Origin of the sequence: Marimonas arenosa (assembly GCF_030848945.1) — a bacterium.
Classification (GTDB): Bacteria; Pseudomonadota; Alphaproteobacteria; order Rhodobacterales; family Rhodobacteraceae; genus Marimonas; species Marimonas arenosa.
The window spans coordinates 1124074-1146108 of record NZ_JANHAX010000001.1 but is presented as its reverse complement, the minus strand read 5'-3'; the positions used below and the strand labels follow the sequence as shown (position 1 = coordinate 1146108).

The 22035-nt window shown below is 66.1% G+C and carries 10 protein-coding genes; 7 read left to right on the top strand and 3 right to left on the bottom strand.

What is annotated here, in order from left to right:
- Window positions 1-6: 6 nt before the first annotated feature.
- Complete coding sequence (locus tag NO357_RS05530) at window positions 7-2835, bottom strand: molybdopterin oxidoreductase family protein (RefSeq protein WP_306734607.1); 2829 nt, start codon at window positions 2833-2835, stop codon at window positions 7-9.
- Window positions 2836-3924: 1089 nt separating this feature from the next.
- Here NO357_RS05530 and NO357_RS05525 point away from each other — a divergent pair.
- Entirely contained in the window at window positions 3925-4563 is a 639-nt protein-coding gene (locus NO357_RS05525; protein WP_306734773.1) for a sugar transferase, read from the top strand.
- Window positions 4564-4585: 22 nt separating this feature from the next.
- On the opposite strand, the gene NO357_RS05520 is transcribed toward NO357_RS05525, so the two are convergent.
- Window positions 4586-5779 carry a glycosyltransferase family 4 protein gene (locus NO357_RS05520; protein WP_306734606.1) on the bottom strand — a complete coding sequence of 398 codons (1194 nt, stop codon included), beginning with the start codon at window positions 5777-5779 and terminating at the stop codon, window positions 4586-4588.
- Between the two features lie 173 nt (window positions 5780-5952).
- Here NO357_RS05520 and NO357_RS05515 point away from each other — a divergent pair, with 173 nt between their 5' ends.
- From NO357_RS05515 to NO357_RS05505, 3 genes are all read left to right on the top strand, one after another.
- The gene (locus tag NO357_RS05515) at window positions 5953-7335 is read left to right on the top strand and encodes a hypothetical protein (protein WP_306734605.1); all 1383 of its coding nucleotides are present in this window, start codon (window positions 5953-5955) and stop codon (window positions 7333-7335) included.
- The gene (locus tag NO357_RS05510) at window positions 7332-8618 is read left to right on the top strand and encodes a glycosyltransferase family 4 protein (protein ID WP_306734604.1); all 1287 of its coding nucleotides are present in this window, start codon (window positions 7332-7334) and stop codon (window positions 8616-8618) included. Before NO357_RS05515 ends, NO357_RS05510 begins: the two co-directional genes overlap by 4 nt.
- A 230-nt stretch (window positions 8619-8848) precedes the next feature.
- Window positions 8849-11785, top strand: a complete 2937-nt coding sequence (locus tag NO357_RS05505) for a calcium-binding protein (RefSeq protein WP_306734603.1) — start codon at window positions 8849-8851, stop codon at window positions 11783-11785.
- 100 nt (window positions 11786-11885) lie between these two features.
- On the opposite strand, the gene epsE is transcribed toward NO357_RS05505, so the two are convergent.
- Complete coding sequence (gene epsE, locus NO357_RS05500; RefSeq protein WP_306734602.1) at window positions 11886-13115, bottom strand: exopolysaccharide biosynthesis GT4 family glycosyltransferase EpsE; 1230 nt, start codon at window positions 13113-13115, stop codon at window positions 11886-11888.
- Between the two features lie 137 nt (window positions 13116-13252).
- Here epsE and NO357_RS05495 point away from each other — a divergent pair, with 137 nt between their 5' ends.
- The 3 genes from NO357_RS05495 (at window position 13253) to NO357_RS05485 (ending at window position 22035) form a co-directional block, all read left to right on the top strand.
- Complete coding sequence (locus tag NO357_RS05495; protein ID WP_306734601.1) at window positions 13253-14101, top strand: glycosyltransferase family 2 protein; 849 nt, start codon at window positions 13253-13255, stop codon at window positions 14099-14101.
- On the top strand, window positions 14098-15465 hold the full coding sequence (locus NO357_RS05490) for an oligosaccharide flippase family protein (RefSeq protein ID WP_306734600.1): 1368 nt from the start codon (window positions 14098-14100) through the stop codon (window positions 15463-15465). Before NO357_RS05495 ends, NO357_RS05490 begins: the two co-directional genes overlap by 4 nt.
- 135 nt (window positions 15466-15600) lie before the next feature.
- Entirely contained in the window at window positions 15601-22035 is a 6435-nt protein-coding gene (locus NO357_RS05485; protein WP_306734599.1) for a type I polyketide synthase, read from the top strand.

Sequence of the window (22035 nt, the reverse complement as noted above, 5' to 3'; positions counted from 1 at the left end):
GGCTCATCAGAATTCCTCCCCGTAGGCGATATCCTTGGGCCCCTGGCCGACGGGCGATTTATGCGCCGGGTGCGCGGGTTCGGATGGGCCGTTGGGTGGCGCCTTTTCGATCTTGACCCGCAGGTCGAACCAGGCCGCCTGGCCGGTCACCGGGTCGGAGTTGGCCCAGCGGCGGCCGTCGCCCTTGGGCGGCAGCAGTTCGTTGATCAAGTGGTTGAGCAGGAAGCCTTTTGTCGCCTCTTGCGCGTCCTCGGAAAGCGCCCAGGCGCCGCGTTTCTTGCCGATGGCATTCCAGGTCCAGACGGTGTTTTCGTTGAGCGCGTCCATCCGCGCGACCTGGCATTTGATCTTGCCGTGGGTCGAGGTCACGTAGGCCCAGTTGTCGTCTTCGCTGAACCCCTTTTCGTCCCAGATCTTGCCGGGGATGTAGAGCTTGTTGACGCCGGTGATCTGGCGCAGCCAGGCGTTCTGCGAGCCCCAGGAGTGATACATGTGCATCGGGCGCTGGGTCAGGGCGTGGATCGGGTATTCGTCCTTGTCGACCTGTGCTTCCTCGAACGGTTCATACCATTCGGGCAGCGGCGTCATCGTCGCCTTGACCCGGTCGCGCAGGTGATCGGGCGGCTGGATGTCGCCATGGCCCTCGGCGGCGCGCTGCAGCTTGCGCATCGGTTCCAGCCAGAGGTTGAAGACGTAAGGTGCTGCGGCGTCGAACAGGCCGATTTCCACCGCCCAATCCTGGTAGTGCTGGTTCCACGGTTTGTAGAACTGGGCGTTTTCTGGGATGTGGTTGATCCAGAAGCCGCCGTTTTCGATGTATTTTTCCAGCTGGTTCGGGTTCGGTTCGCCGCGGCCGTTCTTGTCACCGTCCGGGCCGCGGAACCCGGCCAAGGGGCCCACGCCGGGGCGGCGTTCGTGGCTGACGATATAGTCGGCATAGTCGGCGTATTTCTGGCTGCCATCGTCGTTGACGAAGCCGGGCAGGCCGAGCTTGGCGCCGAGGTCACAGAGCGCCGACTGGAAGCCCTTGACGTCGCGGTCGGGTTCGACCACGGGCCAGCGGATGCTGTCGGCGGCGGCTTCGGCCTCGCAGATCGGGCGGTCCAAGAGCGAGATGCAGTCGTGGCGTTCGAGATAGGTGGTGTCGGGCAGCACGAGATCGGCGAAGGCCACGGTTTCCGAGGAATAGGCATCGGAATAGATGAAATGCGGGATCACGTAATCGCCGTTTTCATCCGTGTCGGTCAGCATCTTGATGACCTCGGTGGTGTTCATGGTCGAGTTCCAGGCCATGTTGGCCATGTACATGAACAGCGTGTCGATCTTGTAGGGATCACCGGCATGGGCGTTGGAGATCACCATGTGCATCAGCCCGTGGGCCGAATAGGGGTTTTCCCAGGTGAACGCCTTGTCGATCCGCTTGGCCGAGCCGTCTTCGTTGATCAGCAGGTGTTCCGGCCCCATCGGGTAGCCCAGGTGCGGCCCGTCGAGCGGCTTGCCCGCGGCAAAGCCCGCGTGCGGTTTCGGGTGCGCCTCGGGCGGCTTGGGATAGGGCGGCTTGAAGCGGAAGCCGCCGGGAACCTCGACGCTGCCCAGCAGGATCTGCAGGATGTGCAGGGCGCGGCAGGTCTGGAAGCCGTTGGAATGGGCCGAGATGCCGCGCATGGCGTGGAAGCTGACTGGGCGGCCGGTCATGGTCTTGTGCTTTTCGCCCTTCCAGTCGGTCCATTCGACGTCGAGGGTAATCTCTTCGTCAAAGGCGACGCGGGCCAGTTCGGCGGCGGTGGCCTTGATCTTTTCCGGGGTCAGGCCGCACTGGGCGGCGATGGTTTCCGGGGCGTATTGCGCGTCGAGATATTTCTCGGCCAGCAGCTGGAAGGCGGGCTTGTAGGTGATGCCGCCCTTGCGGATATGGCCGGCAAGATCGGGTTTCACGCCCTTGGCGTCGTATTTCGCGGGCTTGCCGGTGGCGCGGTCGATGACCTGCGGGGTGCCGTCCTTGTCGCGCAGGAAGAGGCCGTATTCGGCGCTGTCTTCGTTGGCGTCGACCAGGAAGCCGGCATTGGTGTAGCGGCTGAGGTAATTGAGGTCGACCTTGCCGGCCTTCAGCAGCTCGTGGATCATCGACAAGATGAAGAGCCCGTCGGTGCCCGGCGTGATGCCGATCCAGTCGTCGGCGACGGCGTTATAGCCCGAGCGGATCGGGTTGACGCCGATCACCTTGCCGCCGCGGGATTTCAGTTTGCCCAGACCGATCTTGATCGGGTTGCTGTCGTGGTCCTCGGCGACGCCGAAGATCATGAACAGCTTGGTGCGGTCCCAGTCGGGCTGACCGAATTCCCAGAACGCGCCGCCCATCGTGTAGATGCCGGCGGCGGCCATGTTGACCGAGCAGAAGCCGCCATGGGCGGCATAGTTCGGGGTGCCGAAGGCCTGGGCCCAAAACGAGGTGAAGGATTGCGACTGGTCGCGGCCGGTGAAGAACGCGAGTTTCGACGGGTCGGTGTCGCGGATCGGTTTCAGCCACGAGGCGGCGATCTCGTAGGCTTCGTCCCAGCTGATTTCCTCGAATTCGCCCGAACCGCGCGGGCCGACACGTTTCAGCGGCGTGCGCAGGCGCGAGGGGGCGTAGTGCTGCATGATGCCCGCTGACCCTTTGGCGCAGAGCACGCCCTGGTTCACCGGGTGGTCGCGGTTGCCCTCGATGTACTTCACCTTGCCGTTTTCAAGGTGGACGTTGATGCCGCAGCGACAGGCGCACATATAGCATGTCGTTTTGCGCACCTCGTCCGAAACTTTGGGGGACGGGCGCGCCGCCACTTTCGTATCTGTCATATGTATGCCCTGTTTTCAGCTGTCGCATCGTTATATTTGCATATGACGATACATTAAGCAGTCAAGCCGCGATACACAAAAGGATTAGTTGACGCGGCCCCCTGATGGCGACAGTCGCGTGCGTCAGGTCGAAAAAGAGATCGGCGTTTAAGCGGTAAAAAGTTGATATTAAATGTGAAATACTGTTTCCGGCCGCTGCGCTGCAGTACAGCAAGTCGGGACCCGCGCCATGGGGACGCAGGCCGGTGGCGCCGAGCCGACGATTCGACCGGAATCGGCAGCAAACGAATCGAACAGATGGGAAGAGGGCCGGAATGTGGCAGCCGGATCGGTCGAGCCTTGTCGGGACCACTCGCTCTCTGCGTGTCGTGCGGGGTGCCGCCGCCGGGTACGCCAGGGGCGCGGAAGCGGCCGCTCGGCGCGTTTGGGCCCGTGTCGCAGATCGTCCGGGGACGGGCGTCGAGCCAGGAGACCAGCGGCTAGGCGGCCAAAAACATCAAGGCATTTTCGCAGGGGTTTTTGACAGGATTCCAAGGTTATTGTTTCCGCGGTTCGGGAGGCCCTTCGAAATGATCTGAATTGTTTCCGCGTCTTTGACAATTCGACCGCGCCGCGGATTGACGGGCGGAGGCGGCAGACCGGTTTGGGGCGGCGAAGGTGGCCGCCCGCGCCCGTGCCGACACCTCTCCGTCGGTCAAGCGCCTTGCCGCCGCGACCCGGAGATCAGACGGCTGGAGAGGCGTTCGACCCAGGGTTGAGAGGTGCGGAGAAAATTTGACTTTTTAGGGGATTGCGCCATAATTTTAACACAACCGGGCGACCGCGAGACGCTTGAGGAACGATCCATCTGAAGGGGCTGCAGGGGATCGAGTCTCGCGGGAAAACCGGGCTGTAACGTCTTGGGGATACGGACGTAAGGCGAGTGAAAAACGGCCCTTCTGCTTCTGGGTCAATTTTATTGTTCGGGGCTGCGCCGGTGGCGCAACCCTGTGCGGCTCGCCGCGACGGACGTGTTCCGCCACTTGGGGAATTGGTATTGTGAACGAACGTATTGGTTCAGGATTGGATGTCGCCGGGCTTCAGGGCCTGATGGAGGCGGCAGAGCCCCGCCGCCGGGGTGCGAAACTGTATCGCAACGGTGTGAAGCGGGCGCTGGACATTGTCGTGGTGTTGCTGGCCGCCGCGCCGGCGCTGGCGTTGTTGGTGCCGCTGATGGCGATCACCGCGCTTGACGGGCGGTCGCCGTTATACGTGCAGAAGCGGTTGGGCCGGCATGGCCGGGTCTTTCGCATGGTCAAGCTGCGCTCGATGGTGGACGGGGCCGACGAGATTCTTGAGGCGCACCTGGCCCGTCATCCCGAGGCGCGGGCCGAATGGGATCGCACGCAGAAACTTAAGAAAGACCCGCGGATCACCCCGTTCGGGGCGCTCATCCGCAAGACTTCGCTCGACGAGCTGCCGCAGCTGTTCAACGTGCTGAAAGGCGACATGTCGATCGTCGGGCCGCGGCCGATGATGGTGGAGCAGCGCGAGCTGTACCCCGGGGCCGCCTATTTCGAGTTGCGTCCGGGAATCACCGGCTTCTGGCAGGTGAGCGAGCGCAACGAAACCAGCTTTGCCGAACGCGCCCGGTACGACAGTGCCTATTACCGGCAGATGTCGCTGACCACCGACCTTAGGGTCATGGCGAAGACGGTGAAGGTAGTTTTCCACGCCACGGGGTATTGAGGAGACAGATGATGATGATTGCTTACGCGGTGTTCCTGCTGAGCCTGGCCTCGATCAGTTCGATTGTTCGGCTGGCCCAGGCCTCCCAGTTGAGCGTGGTCTCGAAGGCGTCGCGCGCGGCGGCGCGCAGCCGGGCGTAACCTGCCGGGTCGGCGACGTGGCGCATGACCACGTCGGCGAAGTCCCCGGGACCGGACCCGGCCGGCAGCGGGTGACCGGTGACGCCTTCTGACACCGGCACGCCGCCGATATCCAGGCAGAGAGACGGCAGGCCATGGGCGGCCGCCTCGCAGAAGGCAAAGCCGTAGCTTTCGAAACTTGGCTGCACCAGGAAATGCGCTTGCGCCAGCGCGGCATGGAACCGTGCCGCCTCGTCCGGGTTCGACTTGTCCAAATGCCCCAGGACGGTGACGTGTTCATTGATATGAAACTCCGGCGGGGTGGTGCCGATCACGGTGAGCCGCGCGTCGAGACCGCGGGCGCGCAGGTTCTGCATCGTGTCGAAAGCCAGCGGCCCACCCTTGGCGAACCAGTCGCGACCGATCACCAGCAAGTGCAGCGGCGCATCCGGCCCCGGCGGTGGCGGCACCGGTTGCGGCCCCGGATCGTCGACATTGGCGCCCCAGGGCAGGACATGGGCGGTACCGGGCGCGAGGTTGTAAAGCGTCTCGGCCTCGCGCTTGAGCCAGGCCGAGGGGCAGAGCATCAGGTCGAGCGTGTTGAAAATCCGGCGCTCGGCGCGCAGCGTCAGCGGGTCGAGCAGGGTGCGCGCCACCCACGACGAGCCGAAGCTCTGGCCGATTTCCGACCGCTTGTAGACCGTCGGTGTGGCGTCGGAGGTGAAGACCAGCAGCGGCCGCCCGGGGTGCGGTTCCTCGCCATGCGGTCGTTTCCCGGCGGCGAGGCGGGACATCGACTGGAACGAATAGGCGCAGAACACCGCATCATAGCGATCGCTGGCCAGTTGCCGGTTGAGCGGCGCGGCGATGATCCGGGCGAGCGCGAGATGCGCCCGCCAGCGCAGGCGCAGCTGGGCGGCGTCCGACATCCGATAGATCGCCCGGCGCACGGGCTCGGCCCGGCCCCAGTTTTGCGGCAACACGGTGAGATCGGCACGGGCCGACAGCGCGTTGAAGATCCGCGCATTGCCTCCGGAATAGGGATGCACGTGTTCGGGCGATATATCGCAGAGATAGGCGATTTTCAGTCGCGCCATGGCGGGGCCTTCGTGAACCGGTTTCGATCGGGTCATATCCCGAGCCAGTGGCCGGAATTGGCGCGGATTGTTGGCCATTTGGTGACAAAAGCAAAGCCAAGGTTGAGGACAGCCGGCTAAAGCCCTGTTAGGATTGGCCAAGAGCAGGAAACCAGAGCAACCCGTCGCACCCCATGCCCAACACGTTTGCATATCTTGTGCTCGCGCTTTGGCCGCTGGTTTCGATCATGCTGTTTCGCCGGCTCGACACCGGCCGGGCGATCATCTGGTCGCTGCTTCTGGCCTATCTCTTCCTGCCGCCGCCGCCGGCGGTGTTCGACTTTCCGCTGATGCCTCCCCTGTCGAAACAGACCCTGCCGCCGGTTGTGGCCTTCGTGGTCGTGTTTTTCCAGCGCGGCCGCGACATGCAGATATTCCCGCGCTCGACCGTGGCCCGGCTCTTGATGGTGGTGTTCGTGCTCAGCCCGCTGGCGACGGTTCTGACCAATGACGAGCCGGTTTTCTTCGGCCAGATCGGCCTGCCGGCGCTGCGGCTGATCGAGGCGCTGGCACTGATGGTGCAGCAGGCGATGCTGCTGCTGCCGTTCGTTCTGGCCCTGAATTTCCTCAGAAACGGAACCGATCAGCGCGACTTTTTGCAGGCGTTGCTGGCGACCGGGCTGGTCTATTCGCTGTTGATGCTCTTTGAGGTGCGGATGAGCCCGCAGCTCAACACCTGGATCTACGGCTATTTCCAGCACCATTTCGACCAGATGATACGGTTCGGTGGCTTCCGGCCGATCGTGTTCCTCTATCATGGGCTGTGGGTGGCGTTTTTCGCACTGATGGTGCTGGCCGCGGCGGCGGCGCTTTGGCGCGGCGGCACGGGACGGCTCAAGGGCATCGCGATGGCGGCGACGGGCTATATGTGGGTGGTGCTGGTGCTGTGCAAGTCTGTGGCCTCGATTGCCTATTCGCTGCTGCTGGTGCCGCTGGTGCTGTTTGCCGGGCGGGGGCTGCAGGTGCAGCTGGCAGCGGTGCTGGCCGTCCTGGCGCTGGCATATCCGGCGATGAAGGGCCTTGACCTGGTTCCCGACGACTGGCTGGTCGAGCAGGCCTCGCATATCGACCCGGAGCGGGCGGCCTCGCTGGAGTTCCGTTTCGACAACGAGCATGTTCTGCTCGACCGGGCGAGCGAGAAGCCGTATTTCGGCTGGGGCAGCTGGGGTCGCAACCAGATCCTCGACCCGGTCACAGGCGAGTTCCTGACCGTGACCGACGGGCGCTGGGTGATCACCATCGGGGTCTTTGGCTGGGTCGGGTTCCTGGCCGAGTTCGGGCTGCTGGCCTGGCCGCTGATCGTGCTGGCGGTGCGCAGCTTCGCGCCGGGCTGGTCGGAGCAAGCGCCGTTTGTCGGGCCGGTGGCGCTGATCCTCGGATTCAACCTGTTCGACCTGCTGCCCAACGCCACGATCACGACACTGACCTTCGTGATGTCGGGGATGCTGCTGGGGTACCTGGAGGGGTTGGAGGCGCGGCAAAGACTGCAAAAGCTGCAGCTGAGGAGCGTGATGTGAGCCGGCAGCCAAAGGTTCTGGTGATCGCCGAGGCGGCCAACCCGGAATGGGTTTCGGTGCCTTTGGTGGGCTGGTCGCTGGCCACCGCGTTGCGTCACGTGGCCGAGGTCCATGTCGTCACCCATGTGCGCAATCGCGATGCATTCCTGCGGGCGGGCGAGATCGAGGGCGAAACCTTCACTGCGATCGACAATGAGGCGCTGGCGCGGCCCCTTTGGAGGCTGGGTGAGATGCTGCGGATGGGGCAGGGCAAGGGCTGGACTGCACTGCAGGCGGTCCAGGCCCTGAGCTATCCGTCTTTCGAGCGGCTCGTTTGGCGGCGGTTCGGGGCGGCGATCCGGGCGGGGAAGTTCGATGTCGTGCATCGGGTGACGCCGCTCAGCCCGACGATCTCGTCGCCGCTGGCGAAACGCTGTGCCCGGGCCGGCGTGCCGTTCGTTCTGGGGCCGCTCAATGGCGGGGTGCCCTGGCCCCCGGGGTTCGAGTCCGAGCGGCGGCGCGAGCGCGAATGGCTGTCCTACCTGCGCGGCGCCTACAAGCTGTTGCCGGGGCGGCGGGCGACGTTGCGACATGCCAGTGCCGTCGTGGTGGGGTCGCGCCATACCCAGAGCGAGGTGCCGGCGCACTGGCGCGACAAGTCCGTCTATATCCCGGAAAATGCCGTTGATCCGGCGCGGTTTTCGACCGTGGCCGCACCCGAGGGCGGCGTGCTGCGGGCCGGGTTCGTGGGACGGATGGTGCCCTACAAGGGGCCGGACATGCTGATCGAGGCGGCGTTGCCGCTGCTGCGGGCCGGGCGGATGCGGCTCGAGATGGTGGGCGACGGGCCGATGCTTGAGGGGCTGACGGGCTTTTCCGCGGCGCAGGGCGTGGCCGAGGCGGTCACCTTCCATGGCTGGCTGGCGCATGAAGAGGTGCAGGCGGTGCTGGGGCGCTGCCACCTGTTGAGCTTTCCCTCGGTGCGCGAGTTCGGCGGCGGCGTGGTGCTGGAGGCGATGGCGCTGGGGGTGGTGCCGCTGATCGTGGACTATGCCGGGCCGGGCGAACTGGTGACCGAAGGGCTGGGATGGAAGGTTCCGCTGGGGACGCGCGACGAGATCGTGGCGGGTTTTCGCGCGGCGCTGCAACGGGCGGCGCAGGACCCGGGCGCGCTGGCACCGATGGCATCGGCGGCGCGGGCGCGGGTCGCGGAGGCTTTCACTTGGGCGCGCAAGGCCGAGCAGATGCGCGGCGTCTATGACTGGGTGCTGGGGTGGGAGGACAAACCGGCGCCCTTCGGTTGAACGCGGTGGCGGGGCGCCCCCGCGGGACAGCGCCCACCCGCCCGCCCCGCCTACCCGAGGGGGCGTGCGCGGGCCCTTCCGGCGGTGCCCGTGGCACGGGCGGGTTGAGCGGCAGGGCGTGTTTCGAGCAAGACAACGCTCGGGGGGCGCCCGGGGCGGCAGGTGGCTTGCGCGGCGGCGCGAAAGGCGAGAGGATTTTGAAAAGCTGGGAGAGGAGCCATGGGGTGTTAATGATCTGGCTGCGAGTATTTCGGGTAATCGGTATCTGCCTGTCGCTGTCTTTATTGCCGGCGGCGGCGCAGGCGGCCGAGCGCAAGGTGTATTTCTTCGGCAATTCGCTGATCCATCATCTCAGTGACAGCGACGAGACGGCGGTGCCGCACTGGCTGGCGAAGATGGCCGCGGCGGCGGGCCATGGCTTTGCCGCCGACGGGCAATGGGGGTTTCTGCGCGATTTCGCCGGGTCCGCGCCGCCGAAAGCCGAATGGTCGTTCCGGGCCGTGCGGTCGGGTTGGAACAGGGACCGCCAAGCCTTTTCTGCGGCCGGGTGGGATGCGATCGTGATCAATCCGGCCAATTTCATCCAGGCCGATCCGCCGGACGCGCCGTATGGCTGGGACAATCCGGAGGGTCAGAGCCCGCTCGGCGCAATGCTGGCGGTGATCGACGCGCATGGGGTGGCGCCGGTTTACGTCTATGAGGGCTGGGCCGAGATGACGGCGGGGTTTCCGCCCGGGCGGCGGGCGTTCCGGCGCTACAATGCCTATAACACGGGCGAGTATCACGCCTGGTACGAGGACCTTGTGGCGCAGCTGCGCGCGGCGCGTCCGGGGCAGGAGATCCGGCTGATCCCGGTGGCGAAGGTGCTGTCGGAGCTGTTCACCGAGGGGCCGCTTGCCGGTATCGATCCGCGCCTGCTTTACGTCGATGCCGACCCGCATGGCACGTCGACGCTGTACCTGCTGGCGGCGATGGTGACCTATACCGCGCTCTATGGCGAGCCGGCACCGGTGGCGCTGGACCTGCCCGAGAGCATCGCGCCGGAGGTGCAGCGGGCCTATCCTCTGCTGGCGGCGGCGATTGCCACGCGGCTGAAAACGTTCCGGGCTGCGCAGGCACCGGCACAGAGCGGGACGGGGGGTCAGCGGATGGCGGCGGCGGACCCGGCACCAAACGCCCCGGGGGAGACCGCCGGACTGGCCGATCCGGCGTTGGCGATGGGACTCAACGGCATTTCCGACTGGTCGACGCAGCAGCCGTTTGTCGACATCATGAAAACCGCCCGGCCCTGGTTGGGGCATGAGGGCGAAAACTGGGGCGCCTGGAATGCGGCACGGCTGATGGGCGCGGGATATCTCGACGACAACGGCTGGGTGACGGCACTGCCGCCGGGGGTCGACCGGGTGGAGAGCTTCGTGCTGACCGACCAGAACGAGGCGGCCCGGGCGATGACCGGGCGCTATCGGGTAAGCTGGCAAGGCGAGGGAAGCCTCAAAATCGGCGGGCGGGCGCAGCAGGTGCGCTACGATGGCAACGAGGCCTGGTTCCGCTACAACCCCGGCGAGGGCGAGGTGGCGCTGACCATCACCGAGACCGACCCGGGGGGCACCGGTGACCATATTCGCAGCATCGAGATCGTGCGCGAGGACCAGATCGCGCTGCACGAACTCGGGGTGACATTCAATCCACAATGGGTCGAGCGGATTGCAGACCTGCGGGTGCTGCGGTTCATGGACTGGATGCTGACCAACGGCTCGCCCGTCAAGGCCTGGCAGGACCGACCAAGGCGCACGGATTTTTCCTGGGCCTGGCGCGGGGTGCCGGCGGAGGTGATGATCGAGCTGGCAAACCTGGTCGGGGCCGATCCGTGGGTGTGCATGCCGCATGCCGCCGATGACGGCTATGTGCAGGCCTTCGCCGAACTGGTGCGCGATCGGCTCGATCCGCGGCTGAAGGTCTATGTCGAGTATTCCAACGAGCTGTGGAACTTCATCTTCCCGCAGGCGCGCTGGGCAGCGGACCAGGCCGAGGCGCGCTGGGGGCCGGAGGCCGGCGAGGCTCCCTGGATGCAGTTTGCCGGCACCCGTGCGGCCGAGGTGATGCGAATCTGGAGCGCGGTGTTCGGGGCGGCCGCGCCCGACCGTCTGGTGCGGGTGGTGGCGGTGCATACCGGCTGGATGGGGCTCGAAGAGCCGCTGCTGCAGGCGCCGCTTTGGCAGGCGGAACAGGGTGAGGGCGCGCTGGTGCCGGCGGCGTCTTTCGATGCCTATGCGGTGTCGGGTTATTTCGGCTTCGAACTCGGGGATGACGAGGAGGGCCGGCTTGGCGACCTGCGTCGCTGGATGGCCGAGAGTCGCGCGGCCGCCGAGGAGGAGGCCCGGGCGCGCGGGCTGAAATGGCGCGCATTCCGGGCGGCCGTCGAGCCAGTGCGGTTCGACGGCGCACTGCCCGAGGCGGCCGCCGCGGTGCGGCAGGGATCGCTGACGGAGCTGACCGAGGTGCTCTGGCCTTATCACGCGGCGGTGGCGGAGACATACGGGTTTCGGCTGATCATGTACGAGGGCGGTAGCCATGCGGTGGGCCATGCCGGGGCGATCAGTGACGACGAGTTGACCGCGTTTTTTTCTCGGTTCAGCTATACTCCGGAGATGGCCGCGCTTTATCGCGATGCGCTTGAAGGCTGGCACGCGGCGGGCGGGGTGTTGTTCAATGCCTTCGTCGACGTGGCGCGCAGCTCGCAGCATGGCAACTGGGGGGCGCTGCGGCATCTCGAGGATGACAATCCGCGCTGGCAGGCGCTGATGGCCGCGAACCGGGCCGGGGCGGACGGTTGGGAAGACCGCATGCCGCACACCTTTGCCCATGGCGTGCTGCGCAGCGGCGGGGCCGGGGCGGATGAACTCGCGGGCACGGCGGAGGAGGACATCCTTCTGGGCGGCGATGGCGACGACGTGTTTGAGAGCCGTGGCGGCGGCGATTTCATCGATGGCGGAGCAGGCGAGGATCTGGTCCGGCTGCGCGGGGCGCGGACGGATTACGGCTTCGCCGTCGAGGCCGGGCGGCTGCTGGCCCTGAGCGACGGGGCGACGGTACGATTGCGGCAGGTCGAGCTCCTGGAGTTCGACGCGGAGCCGGGACGGAAATATCGGCTGGAAACGCCGCAATGAGATTGCACGCGGAGCGCTGACGGGCACAGCCGGGTTCCGGCGCCGTGCCGGTGCTGCCCGGGGGACGGGGTTATCAGACAGCACAGTCGGTGGCTGCCGATCAGAGGTGCAGGTCGTCCTTGAGCGCCAGCCCGTCAAGCAGTGTCCGCGCGCCGCGGGCGGAGGAGAAGCCTTCGACGATGCGGCTGCGCCCGGTCGTGGCGAAGGACCGGCAGCGATCGGGGTCAGCGGCCAGCGCGGCGATCGCATCGGCCAAAAGGTCGGGGCGTTTGGGTGGCACCAGCAGGCCGTCCTTGCCACTGGTGATGAGTTCGGGCACGCCGCCTGCGTCGGTGCCGATGGTCGGTACGCCCATCGCCATGGCCTCCATGTAGGCGACGCCCAGCGGTTCGTGCCAGCTGGCGAGCACGAAGAGATGGGCCTGTTCGAGTTTGGCCCGCACCGCGTCGGCGTCGATGGCGCCGAGCAGCCGGGCGTGGTCCTGGAGGTTCAGGCGTTCGAGTTCGGTCTGCAACTCGGCGTGGAACCCGGTGCCGCCGGCGTCGTCCTCGCCGGCGATTTCCAGCTTTGCGTCGAGACCACGGTCGCGCAACAGCCGCACCGCCTGCAGCAGGTCCTGGTGGCCCTTGACCACGTTGAGCCGGCCGCAGGCGAACAGCCGCAGCGGGCCGTCGGGCGCGGCGGGCGTGTAGGGCGTGGAGCGGGTCAGCACCTCGGTGTCGACGCCCATCGGCTGCAGGAAAAGCCGTTTGGGCGTGTCGTCGCCGAGCGCGGCCCTCAGTTCGCGCGTGAGCTTGCGGGTGATGACGGTGCCGAAGGCGGCATGGCGCCATTTGAAGCCCTGGCCGGGACCGTAATCCGACAGTGGCCCGTGCAGGGTGAGCGAGTAGTCGAGGCCCCAGATGCGGTTCGCGAGGGCGCAGATCAGGGCGGCGCGGCCGCAGGAATGGGCGTGGACATGGGTAATGCCGCGGGCACGGGCCGCCTGCGCCAGTCGGCGGGCGGCCGGCAGCGATACCGTGACATCCCTGGCGAAGCCGGAGCCGCCCTGCCGCAGGTCGCGCCAGAGCGCCAACAGCGGCAGGCGCGGCAAGGCTGCCAGGGAGTTGAGCGGTGAAAGATCCCCGAGATAGGTGGTGCGGGTCATCGCCTCGTCCGACCAGTCATGCGAAATCAGGCCCTGCGGCGGTGGTCTTGTGCTGAAAAGCGCCACACTGACGCCCATTTTTTGTAGTTCAAGGATTTCGCGCCAGAAGAAGATATGGGTCTGACCCGGGAATTGCGGTATCAGGATGCCGAGGGACCGGGAAGAAGGCCTGAAGGTCGACACGGGCGCGCTTTCGAGTTGTGCAAGCGGGTTTGCGAGCAGATGACACGACCAGGAACTGATCAGGTGCGACCCTGCACCGAGACGACCGCGAAGGGCAAGGGCCCGTGCCGCGCCGCGGAGGCTGCGCCGTGCCCGGGATGAGCGTGATTGTCCCGGCCTCGAACGAGGCGGCGCTGATCGGGCGCTGCCTCGAGGCGATGCAGGCCTCGGACCCGAAGCCCGGCGCCGGGTCGGGCTCGCTGCCGCTGCCGCTGCCGGTCGAGGTGATCGTGGTGGCCAATGGCTGCGACGACAACACCGCCGCCATTGCCCGCCGCCATGCGACGCGGTTCCAAGCGATGGGATGGGACTTCAAGGTGCTGGAATTGGGTGCCGTCGGCAAGACCGGCGCGCTCAATGCCGGCGATACCGATGCCAAGTTCGGCACCCGGGTCTATGTCGATGCCGACGTGGTGGTTTCGCAACCGCTGCTCGATCAGGTGGGGCGGGCATTGCAGGTTCAGCGCCCGGTATTCGTCAGTGGCCAGGTGATGATCGCGCCGCCGAAGAGCAGCATCAGCAAACTTTATGCAAGTATCTACAGACGCGTTCCCTTCATGAGCCAGGGCGTGCCAGGCTGTGGCTTTTTCGCGGTCAACGAGCCCGGGCGGCGGCGCTGGCGTGACTGGCCGAAGATCATCTCGGACGACACCTTCGCGCGGCTGTGTTTCGCTCCGAAAGAGCGGGTGAGCGTCGAGGCCGGTTATTACTGGCCGATCGTGGAAGGGTTTGCCAACCTTGTGCGGGTGCGGGCACGGCAGAATGCCGGCGTGCGCGAGGTGGCGCGGAAATACCCGCGCCTGATGCAGAATGACGACAAGCCGCGGCTGGGCGCGGGCGGGCTGCTGCGTCTGGCGCTGGGCAATCCGCCGGGCTTTGCGGTCTATGCCGGGGTGGCCCTGGCCACCCGACTGAGGCGCGACGACGGCTGGGCGCGGGGGCGATGACCCGGCTGCGGGGGCTGATCGGGGGCGAGAGCGTTCTGGCCCGGGCGATGCGCAGCGCCGGGTTGACGGTGTTCGGCTTCGGCACCAGTCAGTTGTTGCGGCTGGCCTCGAACCTGATCCTGACACGGCTGCTGTTTCCCGAAGCCTTCGGGATGATGGCGCTGATTGCGGTGTTCCTGATGGGGCTGAACCAGTTTTCGGATGTCGGCGTGACGCCTGCGATCATGTCATCGAAACGCGGTGACGATGCCGAGTTCCTGAACACCGCCTGGACGATCCAGGTGATCCGCGGGTTCGGGCTGTTCCTGGTGGCCTGTGGTATCGCCTGGCCGGTTTCGGTGTTCTATGGCGAACCCGATCTGGCGCTGATGCTGCCGGTTTCGGCGCTGACCTTGATTCTGACCGGGTTCAATCCGACCCGGCTCGACACGGCGCAGCGCCATCTGCGGGTCGGCCGGCTGACGGTGCTCGACATTTTCAACCAGGTGGCTGGGGTCGTGGCGGCGATCCTGCTGGCCTGGTGGTGGCACTCGGTCTGGGCGCTGGTGGTGTCCGGCGTGATCGGGGCGGCGGTCCAACTCGCGGTCTACAATGCCTTTCTGCCCGGGGGGGCAAACCGGTTCCGGTGGGAGAAAGCGGCGGCGCATGAACTGATCAATTTCGGCAAGTGGATTTTCCTCGCCACCGTGGCGGGGTTTTTCCTGGCGCAGGCCGACAAGCTGATCCTGGGCAAGTATCTCGCGCTGGATCAGTTCGGCGTCTACAATATCGGCTTCTTTCTCGCCTCGTTCCCGCTGCTGATGGGCGGTGTGCTGGTGCGGCGTATCCTGATCCCGGTCTATCGGGAATGGCCGCCGCGGGAGAGCGTGGAAAATTTTCACCGGCTCAGGAAGATGCGGTTTGCCGTGTCGGGGGCCCTTCTGGGGCTGGTCGCCATTCTGGCGCTGGGTGGCGTGCGGATCGTCGATCTGCTGTATGATCCGCGCTATGCGATGGCGGGGGCGGTGACGGTGGTGATTGCCTGCATGCAGGTCCCGCAGATCATCGCGCTGACCTATGACCAGGCGGCGCTGGCGGCGGGCGACAGCAAACGGTTTTTCGTTCTCGCGGGCTCGAAGGCGGCCCTGATGGTGATCTGCCTGATCGCCGGGCTGGAACTGGCTGGGTTGTTCGGGGCGTTGGTCGGGCAGGGCGTGGCGATGCTTCTGGTCTATCCGGTGGTGATCTGGCTGTCGCGGTCGACCGGTGCCTGGGACCGGATGCACGACCTGAGTCTCGCGCTTGCCGGGATCGGTTTGGTGGCGCTCGCCTTTTGGCTGAATGCCGGCGAAATCGCCGCGCTGGCGGAGCTGACGAGCGGCTGAAGATCGTTGCGCAACCGGAAACAATAAACACTGCCCGCAAGCAGTGTTTCGGATTTGATGTGCACTGGTCCAAAAAATACCATATTTTCAAAGCAACATTGACGTTCGGTAGGGACCTGGGACGATTATCAATTCATGATACCAAGCGGCAAACCGGTTGAGTCCGACGAGCACGATATCGCGATCGTCGGGATGGCAGCGCATCTGCCTGGCGCCGCGTCCATTGCGGCTTACTGGCAGAACCTGCGCGACGGCGTGGAATCAATCCGTCGGCTGAGCGACGACGAGTTGCGGGCCGCCGGGGTGCCGGAGGCGATGCGGGCGCGACCGGATTACGTCCCGCATGCCGCTCCGCTGGACCACTTCAGTGAGTTCGACGGCGAGTTCTTCGGGTTTTCCCCGAAAGAGAGCGCCATTCTCGATCCGCAGCACCGGCAATTCCTTGAAGTGGCCTGGGAAGCCTTCGAGAACGCGGGCCACGTGCCGGAAAACTTCGACGGGCCGATTGGCGTATTCGCGGGCTGCGGCATGGGCAGCTATTTCTATTTCAACATCTGTTCGAACCCCGGGCTGGTCGATGATGTCGGCATGTTCCTGCTGCGCCACACCGGCAACGACAAGGACTTTCTGTCGACCCGGGTGAGTCATGTGTTCGATCTCAAGGGCCCGTCGATATCGCTGCAGACCGCCTGTTCGACCTCGTTGGTGGCGACGCATTACGCGGCCCAGGCGCTTTTGAACGGCGAGTGCGACATGGCGCTGGCGGGTGGGGTGACGATCGAATTGCCGCAGGGGCATGGCTATGTATTCAAGGAAGGTGAGATCCTGTCGCCCGACGGCCATTGCCACGCCTTCGACGCGCGCGCCGAGGGCACGGTGTTCGGCTCGGGCGCGGGCGCGGTGGTGCTGCGCCGGTTGGAGGACGCGATTGCCGATGGCGATCACATCTGGGCGGTGATCAAGGGCTCGGCGGTCAACAACGACGGGGCGGCCAAGGCCGGGTACCTGGCACCGAGTGTCGACGGTCAGGCGGCAGCAGTGGCCGAAGCGCAGGCGATTGCCGGGGTGAGCGCCGCGACGGTGGATTACGTCGAATGCCACGGCACCGGCACCTATCTGGGCGATCCGATCGAGGTTGCGGCGCTGACCGAGGCCTTTCGCAGGACCACCGACGAGACAGGGTTCTGCCGGATCGGCTCGGTCAAGACCAATATCGGGCACCTCGATACGGCAGCGGGCGTGGCGAGCCTGATCAAGACAGCGCTGGCGCTGGAACATGCCGAGATGCCGCCGTCGCTGGGGTATGAGAGCCCCAATCCGACGATCGACTTCGAGCATTCGCCTTTCATGGTGAACGATCGGCTTACGCCGTGGGAGCGGCGGAACGGGCCGCGGCGGGCGGGTGTCAACAGCCTGGGCGTGGGCGGGACAAATGCGCATGTGGTGTTGGAGGAGGCGCCGCAGCGGGCGGCGAGCGAGGCGAGCGACTGGCCGTTCCAGTTGCTGGTGGTGTCGGCCCGGACAAAGGCGGCGCTGGACGGCAATGCCCGCGCCCTGGCGGCGCATCTGCGCCAGACTGACGATCCGCTGGCGGACGTGGCCTGGACCCTGAAAGAGGGGCGGCGGGCGTTCGAGAAGCGGCGCGTCATGGTGGCGGAAACCACCGCACAAGCCGCGGACCTGCTGGACGAAAACAACCCGCGCCGGGTGTTCGAGCATTCTGTCGTCGGCGACGATCCCGAGATCGTTTTCATGTTCCCCGGCGGCGGCGCGCAATATGCCGGCATGGCGCGGGATCTCTATGAGACCGAACCGGTCTTTGCCGAATGGATGGACCGCGGGCTGGAGGTGTTGCAGCCTCGGCTGGATTATGACCTCAAGGCGCTGTGGCTGCCGGAGCCGGAGGCGGCGGCGGCCGCTGAAGAGACGCTGAAGCGGCCTTCGGTGCAGTTGCCGCTGATCATGATCACCGAGTATGCGCTGGCGCAGCTTTGGATGAGCTGGGGCGTGGAACCGGGCGTTCTGGTCGGCCATTCGATGGGCGAGAACACGGCGGCGTGTCTGGCCGGTGTGATGTCGTTCGAGGATTGCATCGGGCTCGTGCATTTGCGCGGGCAGCTGTTCGACACGGTGCCGGCGGGGGGCATGCTTTCGGTATCGCTGCCGGCCGAGGAGTTGAGAACCTGGCTGGGTGACGATCTTGATCTTGCCGGCGTCAATGCGCCGGGGCTGAGCGTGGCGAGCGGACCGCAGGCCATGCTGGACGACTTGCAGGCGCGGCTGGAGGCAGCGGACATCGACTGCCAGCGCATCCAGATCGACATTGCCGCACACAGCCGGATGCTGGAGCCGATCCTGCAGCGATTTGGCGATTACCTGCGGGCGATCGAGTTGAAGGCGCCGGAGATCCCGATTGTGTCGAACCGCACGGGGCAGGTGATGACGCCGGAGCAGGCGGCCGATCCGGAATATTGGGTGCAGCACCTGCGCAATACGGTGCTGTTCGCGGAGTGCATCGACACTCTGAGCCAAAAGCGCGAGCGGATCTATGTCGAAATGGGGCCGGGCAAGGCGTTGTCGTCGCTGGCGGCGCAGCACCCGGAGGTGAAGCGCGACCAGGTGATCTCGGCGCTGCGGCACCCGGAAGACGCGGTGCCTGACGACGAGTATTTCATCGCCCAACTGGGGCGCATCTGGGCCATGGGCGGCGCGTTCGACTGGTCGCAGCTTTGGGGCGAGGCGCGGCGCAACCGGGTGGTGCTGCCGACCTATGCCTTCCAGCGCAAACCCTACTTCATTGAGCCGGGCGAGGCGCAGGAGGCATCCGTGCCAAGCCACCTCATGCGGATGGCCGCGATGGAAGACTGGGGCTATGTACCCGCCTGGAAACCGGTGGCGGCCGATTGCGACGTCGAGGTCGAGACGCTGGCCGATGTGCCGCCCGAGCGTTGGCTGGTGTTTCTCGACGAGACCGGTTTGGCGCGCGCGGCGGTCGAAAGGCTCAGGCGGGCCGGGCAGGACGTCGTCTGCGTCCGCGCCGGCGATGCCTTCGGCCGTGACGGCGAGGGCGGGTATATCCTGTCGCCGGAGCGTGGGCGCGAGGGGTATGATCAACTGGTGGCGGAGCTATCGGGGCGAGGTTGGCAGCCCGACCGAATTGCGCATTTCTGGCTGGTGACGCGGGACGAAAGCCACCGTCCGGGTTCGTCCTTCTTTCATCGCAACCAGGAGCAGGGCTTCTATGCGTTGATGTTCCTGGCCCAGGCGATGGCCGAGGCCGACTGGGCCGACTGCCATATCGACGTTTTCACGACCGGTGCGGCGCAGGTGAAAGACGAGGCGCTGTCCTATCCCGAGAAACTGACCGTGCGCGGACCGGTCAAGGTGATCCCCAAGGAACTGCCGGGTATAACCTGCGCGACGCTCGATCTGGAGTTATCCGCGGGCAGGCGGGCCGATTGGGGCGACGTGACTGAGCGGGTGTTGGAGGAGCTTTTCGCCGTGCCGGGCAATCACGTGGCGGCCCTGCGGGGCGCGCGGCGTTTCGAGCAAGTGTTCCGCGAGGCTCGGCTCGAGGCGCGGGTGCCGGACGGGGTGTTCCGGGACCAGGGGGTCTATTTGATCACCGGCGGGTTCGGTGGCATCGGCCTGACCCTGGCCGAGAGGTTGATACGGGATCATGCGGCACGGGTGGTTTTGATGGCGCGCACGCCGCTGCCGCCGCGGGACGACTGGGCGGACTACACCCGCCGTCACGGCAGCCACGATGCGGTGTCGCGTCGGATCGCGGCAATTGAACGGCTGGAAAGCGCCGGCGGGCAAGTGATGGTGGTGGCCGCCGATGTCTCAAACGTGGAAGAGATGCGCGGCGCACTGGAACAGGTGGCGATGCGCTTCGGGGCCGTCAACGGGGTAATCCATGCCGCCGGGGTGATCGCCGACGAGCCGCTGCTGACCAAGAGCCCGATGACGGTGGAGGACGTGTTCACGCCGAAGATTCACGGGCTTCAGGTGCTGGATCAGCTGTTTCCGGATGGCAGCCTTGATGTCCTGGTGCTGTTTTCGTCGTCCTCGACAGTGACCGCGCCGGCAGGACAGATCGACTATGTTGCGGCGAACGAGTATCTCAACGCCTTTGCCAAGGCGCGGGCCGGGGGCAAGACCCGGGTGCTGAGCCTCAACTGGGGCATTTGGGCCGAGGTCGGCATGGCGGCGGAGGCGCTCGGCATCGGTCGGACCGAGCCGGACCGCAGCGAAGTGGCGGTCGACCAGCCGCTTCTCGACGTGGCGACATTCGACCGCGACGGCGACCGGATGTTCAAGCGGCGGCTATCGGTGGACGACTGGGTGATCGGCGAGCACCGGACGGCGGAAAACGAGGCGCTTCTGCCGGGCACGGGTTATCTGGAGATCGCCGCGCAAGCCCTTGAAGCACAAGGCGAAAATGGCGGGTTCGAAATCCGGGACATGTACTTCCTGCGGCCGCTCGACGTGGCCGACAATGGGCCGCGCGAGATGCGCGTTGTGCTGGCGCGGAACGATTTGGGCTATGACATGAGGGTGCAGAGCGCGCGCGAGATCGACGGCCGCACCGGGTTCGAGGCCAATGCCCAGGCAACGCTGTCGCTGTTGCCGCTGGGCGCGCCGGGCAAGGTTGAGATCGCCGCCGTAGAGGCACGTTGCCGCGAGGTGGATGAGGCGACGCCGGGGCGCAGCCTGCGGGCACCGCAGGAGGCGCATCTGAACTTCGGACCGCACTGGCGGGTGCTGCACCGCACCGCTTTGGGCGACGGCGAGGGCATGGCGCGGCTATCATTGCCGCAGGCGGCGCAGGATGACCGCTACGTGCTGCATCCCGGGATGATGGACCTGGCGACCGGTTGGGCCATGCGTCTGATCGACGGCTATCAGGGCCGGCACCTTTGGGCACCGGTCTCGTACGGGGCAGTGCGGGTCTATCGGCCGCTGCCGGGCGAGGTTGTGAGCTGGGTTCGCAACGCGGGTGAGAACCGGGCCGCGGCCGGTGCGGCGAGCTTCGACGTGACGATCTGCGATGCGCAGGGGAATGTCTGTGTCGAGGTCCACAATTTCTCGGTCCGGCGGCTGGAAGACGGTGTTGCCCTGACCGGCGGAGCGGTGCGGGCGGCGGATCTTGAGTTTCCCGATGCCGCCGAGACCCGCCCACTGTCGCCAGCCGAGGAGCGGTTACGGCACAACCTGACCCAGGGGATCCGCCCCGAGGAGGGCGCGGAGGCCTTTATGCGGGCGCTGGCGACCGGGGCGAGCCAGGTGGTGGTGTCGTCGTTGTCGCTGCCCGACCTGGTGCGTCAGGCTGCGGCGGATCATGCCGAGGACGGCGAAGCTCAGGGCTTCCAGCGTCCCGACCTTGACACCGACTATGTCGCGCCCGAGGGCCCGATCGAGGAAAAACTGGCGCAGTTCTGGGGCGAGCTTCTGGGGGTTACGGATGTCGGCGCGGAAGACAATTTTTTCGACCTGGGCGGTCATTCCCTGATCGCGGTACGACTGTTTGCGATGGTCAAGAAGCACTGGGCGGTCGATTTTCCAATCTCGGTTCTGTTCGAGGCGCCGACGATCAGAGCATGCGGAAAAATGATTGAGGCAGAAGGGGTTCGCGCCGAAAGGTCAGACGACGGCGCGGCGCCGGCGGCAAAGCCGCCGGAGCGGCGGTTCACCCATCTCGTGCCGATGCACCAGGGCGAAGGGGGGCCAAGGCGACCGTTCTTCCTGGTCGCAGGCATGTTCGGCAACGTGCTGAACCTGCGCCACCTGGCCCATCTTCTGGGTGTTGATCGGCCGTTCTACGGGCTGCAGGCGCGCGGGCTTCTGGGCGAGGACGCCCCGCATGGCACCGTCGCCGAGGCGGCGCGCGACTACCTGGCCGAGATGCGCGCGGTGCAGCCGAAGGGGCCCTACATGCTGGGCGGGTTCTCGGGCGGTGGCATCATCGCCTATGAGATTGCGCAGCAGTTGCAGGCCGCCGGTGAGGAGGTGGCGATCCTGGTGATGCTGGATACGCCCCTGCCGCAGCGCCGGCCGCTGGCGGCGCGCGACCGGATGGCGATCCAGTTGCATGAGTTGAAAGCGGGCGGCTTTGCCTATCCTGTCAAATGGCTGGTACGGCGGGTGGCCTGGGAGTTCGAAAAGCGCCGTAGCAAAGACGTGGATCCGGCTGAAAAGGCAGAGGTTTCCTTCCACAATGCGGCGATCGAGCAGGCCTTCCTGGGCGCTGTTGCGCAGTATGAGTTGAAACCCTGGGACGGGCCGCTGGTGCTGTTCCGCCCGCCGCTTGTCGGCAAGTGGCGGGTCAGCGGCGGGGCCTGGGTGAACTCGGAGCGCGCCTATGTCATCCCTGACAACGACTGGACGCCCTATGTGCCGCTGATCGAGGTGGTCGAGGTGCCAGGCGACCACGATTCGATGGTGCTGGAGCCCAATGTGCGGGTGCTGGCGGCGCGGATGCGGCGCGCCATCGAAGATGCCGAGAACCCGGCGGCGCGGGCAGCCCGGGTCGCGGCGTTGCCAGTCCGGACGCAAGCGGCGGAGTGA

What these genes read in the sequence shown, in the direction of transcription:
- NO357_RS05490 (WP_306734600.1), top strand. Translation starts at nt 14,098, where the DNA reads ATGACCCGGCTGCGGGGGCTGATCGGGGGCGAGAGCGTTCTGGCCCGG.
- NO357_RS05515 (WP_306734605.1), top strand. Translation starts at nt 5,953, where the DNA reads ATGCCCAACACGTTTGCATATCTTGTGCTCGCGCTTTGGCCGCTGGTT.
- NO357_RS05525 (WP_306734773.1), top strand. Translation starts at nt 3,925, where the DNA reads ATGGAGGCGGCAGAGCCCCGCCGCCGGGGTGCGAAACTGTATCGCAAC.
- NO357_RS05485 (WP_306734599.1), top strand. Translation starts at nt 15,601, where the DNA reads ATGATACCAAGCGGCAAACCGGTTGAGTCCGACGAGCACGATATCGCG.
- NO357_RS05495 (WP_306734601.1), top strand. Translation starts at nt 13,253, where the DNA reads ATGAGCGTGATTGTCCCGGCCTCGAACGAGGCGGCGCTGATCGGGCGC.
- NO357_RS05530 (WP_306734607.1), bottom strand. Translation starts at nt 2,835, where the DNA reads ATGACAGATACGAAAGTGGCGGCGCGCCCGTCCCCCAAAGTTTCGGAC.
- NO357_RS05520 (WP_306734606.1), bottom strand. Translation starts at nt 5,779, where the DNA reads ATGGCGCGACTGAAAATCGCCTATCTCTGCGATATATCGCCCGAACAC.
- NO357_RS05505 (WP_306734603.1), top strand. Translation starts at nt 8,849, where the DNA reads ATGATCTGGCTGCGAGTATTTCGGGTAATCGGTATCTGCCTGTCGCTG.